This window comes from Cupriavidus sp. (assembly GCF_057315035.1).
Genome location: NZ_DBHKYV010000002.1, coordinates 60,210 through 67,979, shown reverse-complemented (window position 1 = coordinate 67,979; position 7,770 = coordinate 60,210). Strand labels below are relative to the sequence as shown.

The 7,770-nt window shown below is 65.3% G+C and carries 6 protein-coding genes; 1 reads left to right on the top strand and 5 read right to left on the bottom strand.

The window, feature by feature from the left end:
- Positions 1-1,292, top strand: a 1,292-nt coding sequence (locus tag ACO550_RS03820; RefSeq protein ID WP_485994207.1) for a Kelch repeat-containing protein, incomplete at its 5' end; no start/stop codon positions are given.
- A gap of 457 nt (positions 1,293-1,749) precedes the next feature.
- Here the strand turns inward: ACO550_RS03820 and eutC are convergent.
- From eutC to ACO550_RS03795, 5 genes are all read right to left on the bottom strand, one after another.
- Positions 1,750-2,520: an ethanolamine ammonia-lyase subunit EutC gene (gene eutC, locus ACO550_RS03815; protein ID WP_315594892.1), complete on the bottom strand. Its 771-nt coding sequence runs from the start codon at positions 2,518-2,520 to the stop codon at positions 1,750-1,752.
- Positions 2,521-2,535: 15 nt separating this feature from the next.
- On the bottom strand, positions 2,536-3,918 hold the full coding sequence (locus ACO550_RS03810; RefSeq protein WP_315594891.1) for an ethanolamine ammonia-lyase subunit EutB: 1,383 nt from the start codon (positions 3,916-3,918) through the stop codon (positions 2,536-2,538).
- Between the two features lies 1 nt (position 3,919).
- Entirely contained in the window at positions 3,920-5,071 is a 1,152-nt protein-coding gene (locus ACO550_RS03805) for an ABC transporter substrate-binding protein (protein ID WP_315594890.1), read from the bottom strand.
- A gap of 91 nt (positions 5,072-5,162) precedes the next feature.
- Positions 5,163-6,395, bottom strand: a complete 1,233-nt coding sequence (locus ACO550_RS03800) for an FAD-dependent oxidoreductase (protein WP_315594889.1) — start codon at positions 6,393-6,395, stop codon at positions 5,163-5,165.
- Positions 6,392-7,756 carry an amino acid permease gene (locus ACO550_RS03795; protein WP_485994415.1) on the bottom strand — a complete coding sequence of 455 codons (1,365 nt, stop codon included), beginning with the start codon at positions 7,754-7,756 and terminating at the stop codon, positions 6,392-6,394. The genes ACO550_RS03800 and ACO550_RS03795 overlap by 4 nt, the downstream gene beginning before the upstream one ends.
- Positions 7,757-7,770: the final 14 nt, after the last annotated feature.

The window sequence follows — 7,770 nt, the reverse complement described above, 5'->3', positions numbered from 1 at the left end:
CGCCCGCCAGCCTGTCCTACACGACGGCAAATCCGCTCTACTTCACCACCGAGCCGGTCACGCCGAACGCGCCCGTGGCGACGGGTGGTGCGATCACCGGCTTCACGGTTTCCCCTGTGCTGCCCGCAGGGCTGAGTCTCAACGCCAATACCGGCTTCATCAGCGGCACACCTACGGCCACCCAGTCGGCCATCACGTACACGATCACCGGCAGCAATACGGCCGGAAGCACGCAGGCGCAGGTGCAGATCACCATCACGTCGCGCGGCAGCTGGAGTTCGGCCCTTTCGCCGATGCCACTCCCGGTGCACTACTTTACGGCCACGCGCCTCACCAACGGGCTTGTGCTCGTCGCGGGCGGCTTTACCAGCGGTGGTTCGACCAGCAGCGCATGGCTGTACAACCCGGCCACCGACCTCTGGGCGCCTACCGGCACGATGTCCCTGCCCCGCAGCAGCCATACGGCAACGCTGCTGCCCGATGGCCGCGTGCTTGTCACGGGCGGCCAGGTGTTCTCGCAAATCGAAACGGCCTCCGCGGAGCTCTACGACCCCGCCACGGGCACGTGGAGTCCCGCAGCCGCCATGAGCGACGCGCGCCAGAACCAGTCGGCCACGCTGCTCGCCAACGGCAAGGTGCTCGTCGCGGGTGGCTTCAACCAGATCGGCACCATCACGATCCTGTCCAGCATGGACCTCTACGACCCGGTGACCAACACCTGGACGTTCATGGCCTCCACGCTGGCCAGCCCGCGCGCGCAACACGCCGCGGCACGGCTGCCCAATGGCAACGTCCTCCTGGCGGGCGGCATCGCCAACGGCGGCCTGCTCGGCACCACCGAGGTTGTCGCCATCGACGACAGCGGCACGACCATCTCCCCCGCACCCGTCGTATTCGGCAACGTGACCATGGGCACGACACTGGCCGATGGATCGGTCCTCGTCCTCGGCGATGCCACAAGCGCTGCCGCTCCGCGCGCGTATCGCTACGATCCCACCACGCTGACGTGGACGGCCAGCAGCATGATCTCGGCACGTTCGATCCCGACCGTCACGCGGCTTGCCGATGGCCGAGTGCTCGTGTCGGGGGGCACCCTGGTCAGCAGCGGTGGCGTGCGCACGACCTCGACCGAGATCTACGACCCGGCCACGAACACGTGGATCGCCGGCGCGCCGATGGCCGCCGGCCGCGCGGCGGCACAGGCCGTGGTCCTCGCCGATGGCAGCGTGCTCATACTCGGCGGCTCCGTTGGCAGTACCGATGTCGCAATCGTCGAGCGCTATACGCCATAGAGCGTGCTCGTTGGCAGTGGGGGATCTTTCGTGCATCGGGCCCGCAGGTCGCCCGGATCCGGTCGGGCGTAGTGGCGAGGGACGGGCGTCGGGCAGAGTTGAACGCGCTCCCATCTAACGCACGAGCCTAACGTTAGGAAAGGCATTTGATCAGGGTAAGAAATGACACAAGACAGATAACTATCATTATCTTGCCGAAACAAGGTATCGCACGGGCTCGCCGGCGCTCTGCCAGAGCTCAGGGGCCGATCAACGGTTCAGTAAGGGGGGAAAGGACCAGTCAGCAAGTGACTGATTTGACTGGGGTATCAGGCGAGCACCGCCCGGAAACCCGCGTGGATGCTAGGGGTGGCTACCCCGGTAAATTGCATCGGAATCAAAGGGCCCCCCCGGTAGGGCGATTGTTTGGCACCCAATTCGAGGAGCCATGCATGCGCAACGTCAAACTCTCCAATAATTAATTCTCGGAAAGAATGCCGGGCAGATCGGTGTCGTCCTTGAGACGCACGCCACTACTACCAAGCGCCATTGCGCCGCGCAGCAGGAATGCGAGCTTGTCGGCGGCCGCGGCATAGGAGAGGCCGGCAGGTCGCACGTTGGAAATACAGTTCCGATCAGCATCTGTGCGCCCCACTCGTGGCGCAAAAGTCAGGTAGATTCCCAGGCTATCAGGCGCACTCAGTCCCGGCCGCTCGCCGATCAGCATGACGACCAGGCGGGTGCCCAGCCGTTCCCCAATCTCGTCGCCCAGGGCCACCCGCGCCTGCCGCGCGATGACGACCGGGCCCACGATCCACTCCCGCGGCAGGCGCTCGCAAGCGCTGTGCAACAATGGCACGGCATGGGTCTGCGCCGCCAGGGCAGACAAGCCGTCCGCGATCACGAACACCACGTCGGGCGCCATTGCCTGCCGCTCCTCTGCCAGCGTTTTGCAACTGGCATCGGCGAGGCTTCGCCCTAAATCGGGCCGGCGCAGGAAATGGGCTCGATCCGGCGCGGCGCTGTGTACCCGCAAGCTCGCAAAACCGGTCTGTCCAAGCGCCGCTTCCAGCGGCGCGCACTCCAGCGGGAGATGGACCGCGTCGCGCGCCTGTGCGTGGGCGAGGCCGAAGGCCAGGATGGCATCGGTGGTCTGGCTGTTGCCGGCCCGCCCCAGCGCGATACGTGCATCGGTCAACGCACGCAGGTGCTGCCACGGGTCGGGACTAGTCAAGTGGCGGTCGGGCATAGCGGGCATCCAGTATTAGAGCGTCTCGGCGTGTCGCAGCAGCGGCAGTCTCGGCGCCGGTTCGAGCAGGCCACCGTCCGCGTCAACGATGCCCATATTGCGCAGCCACCCCTCGAACTCCGGCGCCGGGCGTAGGTCCAGCAAGCCGCGCAGGTATAGCGCGTCATGGAATGAGGTGCTCTGGTAGTTCAGCATGATGTCGTCCGCGCCCGGCACACCGATGATGAAATTGATGCCTGCCGCGCCGAACAACGTCAGGAGGTTGTCCATATCGTCCTGGTCGGCCTCGGCGTGGTTCGTGTAGCAGACGTCGCAGCCCATCGGCAGGCCGAGCAGCTTGCCGCAGAAATGGTCCTCCAGGCCGGCGCGGATGATCTGCTTGCCGTCGTACAGGTATTCCGGGCCGATGAACCCCACCACCGTGTTCACGAGCAGCGGCGCGAATTGCCGGGCCACGGCATAGGCGCGCGCCTCCATGGTCTGCTGGTCCACGCCGTGATGGGCGTTGGCCGACAGCGCACTGCCCTGCCCCGTCTCGAAGTACTTCACGTTGCGGCCAACGGTACCGCGCGCCAACCCTTGCGCAGCGTCGTGGGCCTCGGCCAGCAGCGCCAGGCTGATGCCAAATGACGCATTGGCGCGCTCGCTGCCGGCGATCGACTGAAACACGAGGTCGACCGGCGCGCCCATTTCGATGGCGCGCACCGTATTCGTGACGTGGGTCAGCACGCACGACTGCGTCGGGATTGCGTAGCGCTCGCGCAATTCGTCCATCAACTGAAGTAGCGAGACGATGGCCGCGAGGTTGTCAGAAGCGGGGTTGATGCCGATGGTGGCATCGCCGCAACCATAGAGCAGTCCATCGAGCATCGAAGCGGCAATCCCCTTGGGGTCGTCCGTCGGATGATTGGGCTGGAGCCGCACCGCCAGGCGGCCGGGAAGGCCAAGGGTATTGCGGAACCGCGTGACCACGTGGCACTTGCGCGCCACGGCCACCAGATCCTGATTGCGCATCAGCTTGCTCACGGCAGCGGCCATCTCGGGCGTGATACCTGGCGCCACGCGTGCGAGCATGAATGAATCGGTCTCACGCAGCAGCAGCCAGTTGCGGAAATCGCCAACGGTCAACGACGCGATTTCTGCAAAGGCTTGCGGATCGTGCCGGTCCACGATCAGCCGGGTCACTTCGTCGGACTCATACGGCACCAACGTGTCGCTCAGGAAGCGCGTCAACGGGATGTCGGCCAGCGCCATGCGCGCCGCCATGCGCTCTTCCTCGCTGGCGGCAGCAATCCCGGCCAGGCTATCACCCGAACGTGCGGGACTGGCCTTGGCGAGCAGGGCCCTGAGGTCCTGGAAGACGTGGCGTCGCACGCCAACGGTATGCGAGAACGCCATGCTAGTTACCCATGGCCGCGATCGTCTTCACGCTTTGCCACTGGCCCTGCTTGACCTCGAACAGCGTGTAGGGCGGCTTGATCAGGTCTCCATGAGGATCGAAGGCGATGCGGCCCGTCACGCCATTGATGTCCACTTTGGCCAGGCTGTCGATGATCTTCTGGCGATCGGTCGAGTTGGCGTCGCGGATCGCCTTGAGCATGGCCAGCGTGGCATCGTATGCGAAGGGGGCGTAAAGTTCGACATCCTGATTGAAGCGTGCCTTGTAGCGCTGCGCGAATTCCTTTGCCGCAAGCAGCTTGTCGAGGGCCGGACCGGGCTCCAGATCCTGCGTACCTTCACCGGCAGCACCAGCAATGCTGAGGAACGTATTGCTCTTGAGCGCGCCCGCGCCGAACAACATCGACTTCATGCCCAGCGAGCGCATCTGCTTGACCAGCAATGCCCCCTGTGCATCGAGTCCACCAAAGAAGATCACGTCGGGATTCTTGCTCTTCAGGCGGGTCAGGATGGCGAGGAAGTCCACCGCCTTGTCGTTGGTGAACTCGCGCCCGACGATATTGCCCTTGGCTTGTTTGACCCCCTTCTCGAAGGCATCGGACAGCCCTTGGCCAAAGGCGGTGCGGTCGTCGATGATGCCGATCCGCTGTGCCTTGATCTGCTCCACCACAAAGCGCCCGCCGACCACGCCGCCCACCCCGTCGTGCCCCATGGTGCGAAACACGTTGCGGAACCCCTGGTTGGTCAGGTCGGGATTGGTGGAACCCGGCGTGATCATCGCCAAGTGCGCCTTCTGATAGACGCCCGACGCAGGAATGCTGCAACCGGAGTTGTAGTGCCCGATCACGCCCACCACGCCATCGTCATCGAGCTTTTGTGCTGCCTGGATTGCGGTGCGTGGATCGGCCTGGTCGTCCTGTACCGCAAGCTCGAACTTCACCGGCTTGCCGCCGATGGTCGGCTTCCTCGCGTTTTCCTCGTCCAGCGCAAGCTGGGCACCGTATTGCAGATCCTTGCCAACGCGCGAGGCAGGCCCAGTGAGCGGACCGGCAAAACCAATCTTGACCACTTCGGGATCCGCTGCCCGGGCAAGGGGCAGTTGGGCGGCCAGGGCACATGTCGTCATGGCCAACATCATGCGGCGGCGATTCATGGTAGACACCTCATTCGTGATTGCTCGTGTCGCGCTCTTTCTGGAGGACCGGCCCCAATGCGCGGCGGATCGGGGTCGCTCCGGTTCGACGTCAGAAGCGCGTCGCGCGATAGGGCGCCAGTTCCAGCGGTGAAGGCCGGTCGGCAACCAGGTCGGCGACGATGCGCCCGCTGATGCCAGCCAGCGTCAGGCCGAGGTGCTGGTGCCCGAATGCATAGACCACGCGCTTGCTGGCGCTGGCGTGCGCAAGCACGGGCACCCCGTCCGGTAGGGTTGGTCGGAAGCCCAGCCACTCACTGTCCGGCGCGTCGAGGCCCGGAAGCGCCCGCCGGGACGACTCCGTCAGCAGCTTCAGCAACGACCGGTTGCGCTCCGGGCTGAAACCACCCAGCTCCACGGTGCCGGCCACGCGGATGCCATCCTGCATCGGCGTCATGTAGAAGCCGCGCTCGGCCCAGCCGACCGGCCGCGAAATCAGGTTGGCGACGCCGGGATACTGAATGTGATAGCCGCGCTCGGTGTCGAGTGGCACCGCGTCGCCGCACTGCTTCGCGAAGGCCGCAGAGCGCGCGCCGGCAGCCACCACGACGTGGTCGAAGGCGCGCGCGCCCTCGCCTTCCACCTGTAGCGTGATGCCGTTGGCGTCGGGCGTGATGGCCGCGATGGCTTTGCGCTCCAGCGTCAGCCCCCGCGGCGCAAGATGGTCGAACAGTGCTTCCAGGAAACCGCTTGGGTTGGAGAAATGCCAGCTCCCCGTGAACAGCACGCCGCGCTCGAAGATCGGCGCGAGGTTTGGCTCCAGATCGCGGATGGCGTCCGCATCGAGCACATCGAACGGAACGCCAAGCTCGCGCCGGAGTTGCAGTGACGGCTGCGCGGCGTGAAACGATGCGCCGTCCGAGTACAGGTACAGGCACTCGCGCTCGCGCACGAACTTCGCCAGACCCGGCTCTCCCAGCAGCGGCGCATAGCCGGCCTGCGCCAGTGCAAGCAGGCCGGCCAGGGCGCGAGCGCTGTTCTCGTACTGCTGCGGCAGCGAACTGTGCAGGAAGCGCACCAGCCACGGCGCGAGCATTGGCAGGTAGCCCCAACGCATCCGCAACGGGCTGTCGGCCGACAGCAGGTAGCGCGGCAGCGCGCGGAACACTGACGGGTTGTTGACCGGGATGCAGGCATACGGCGCGAACGTGCCCGCGTTCCCATACGAGGCACCCTGCGCCACGCCGGCCGGGTCGAACAGCGTGACGCGATGGCCTTCGCGCATCAGCCACGCCGCACTTGCCATGCCGATAAAGCCGGCGCCGATCACTGCCACACGCTTCATTGCTTTGCGCCTCCGAATGCGGTCTGGCCGGATGACATGCCGTAGCCGGTCGCGGTGTCGTGCCTCGCAGACGCGCGCCGTCTTGCCAGCGCTGCATACGCCACCAGCGCGATGGCCAGGCTGGCGAGACTCGCCATCAACTGCGGGCGTAATCCGGCATCGGCACCCATCGCCACCAGCACACCCACGATGGCAGCCACCACGGCATACGACAACCACGGAAACAGCCACATGCGCAACGTCAGGCGGGTGGGGTCGCTCGCTTCCACGCGACGACGCAACACAATCTGCGACACGGCAACCGCCAAGTATACGAACAGCATGATGGCACCCGACGCGTTGACGAGAGTCAGGAACACACCCTGTGGCGACACAATGGCCGCGATGATCGCGACGTATCCCACAACGCTGCTCAGCAGCACACCAAGGCGCGGCACCTTGTGAGCCGACAGCTTCAGCAGCGCACGTGGTGCGTCGCCACGCTCGGCCAACCGGAACAGGATGCGCGACGACACATAGAGCCCCGAATTCAGCGCCGACAGCACCGCCACCAACACGATGGCATTCATGATGTCCGCCGCGCCCGGCACGTGCATGATTCCGAGCGCCACCACGAACGGCGAGTCGCCCACCTTGATGCTGGCCCACGGCACCACGCAGGCAATGACGAACAGCGAGCCGACGTAGAACGTGATGACGCGCAGGATCACCGAGCGCGTCATCGCCGCCACGCTCTTGCCCGGATCATCCGATTCGGCGGCGGCGATGGTCGCAATTTCCGCCCCGCCCACGGCGAAGATCACGGTCGGCACGCCGGCGATGATCGACATCGCGCCAAACGGCAGGAAGCCACGATCGCCGGTCAGGTGCGCGGCGGTCTCGTGCCACGACGAATAGCCGAGCAGGTATCCCACGCCGATGGCGATGAAAACGATGATGGCCGCCACCTTGATCGAGGCGAACCAGTACTCGAACTCGCCATACGATTTCACGGACATCAGGTTCACCACCGTCAGCACCGACAGGAGCACCAAGCCGATCACCCAGACTGGCAGCGGGATCCACCGCTGAAGGATGGCGGCGCCTGCCACGGCTTCCACGGCCACCACGATGACCCAGAAATACCAGTAGAGCCACCCGTTGGTAAATCCGGCCCAGTTGCCAAGGCCAAGTCGCGTGTACTCGGTGAACGAGCCGATGCCCGGATGGGCCAGCGCCATCTCGCCGAGCATCCGCATTACGAACAGCACCACGATGCCAGCCAGCAGGTAGCTGAGGCAGGCGGCCGGTCCCATCGTGCTGATGGTGGCGCTGCTGCCGACAAACAGGCCGGCGCCAATGATGCCGCCCAGCGAAATCATGGTCACGTGCCGCT

Bases quoted from the DNA above. Each gene is read 5' to 3' on its own strand.
- eutC (WP_315594892.1), bottom strand. From the start codon at position 2,520: ATGCCCGACCGCCACTTGACTAGTCCCGACCCGTGGCAGCACCTGCGT.
- ACO550_RS03810 (WP_315594891.1), bottom strand. From the start codon at position 3,918: ATGGCGTTCTCGCATACCGTTGGCGTGCGACGCCACGTCTTCCAGGAC.
- ACO550_RS03805 (WP_315594890.1), bottom strand. From the start codon at position 5,071: ATGAATCGCCGCCGCATGATGTTGGCCATGACGACATGTGCCCTGGCC.
- ACO550_RS03800 (WP_315594889.1), bottom strand. From the start codon at position 6,395: ATGAAGCGTGTGGCAGTGATCGGCGCCGGCTTTATCGGCATGGCAAGT.
- ACO550_RS03795 (WP_485994415.1), bottom strand. From the start codon at position 7,756: ATGATTTCGCTGGGCGGCATCATTGGCGCCGGCCTGTTTGTCGGCAGC.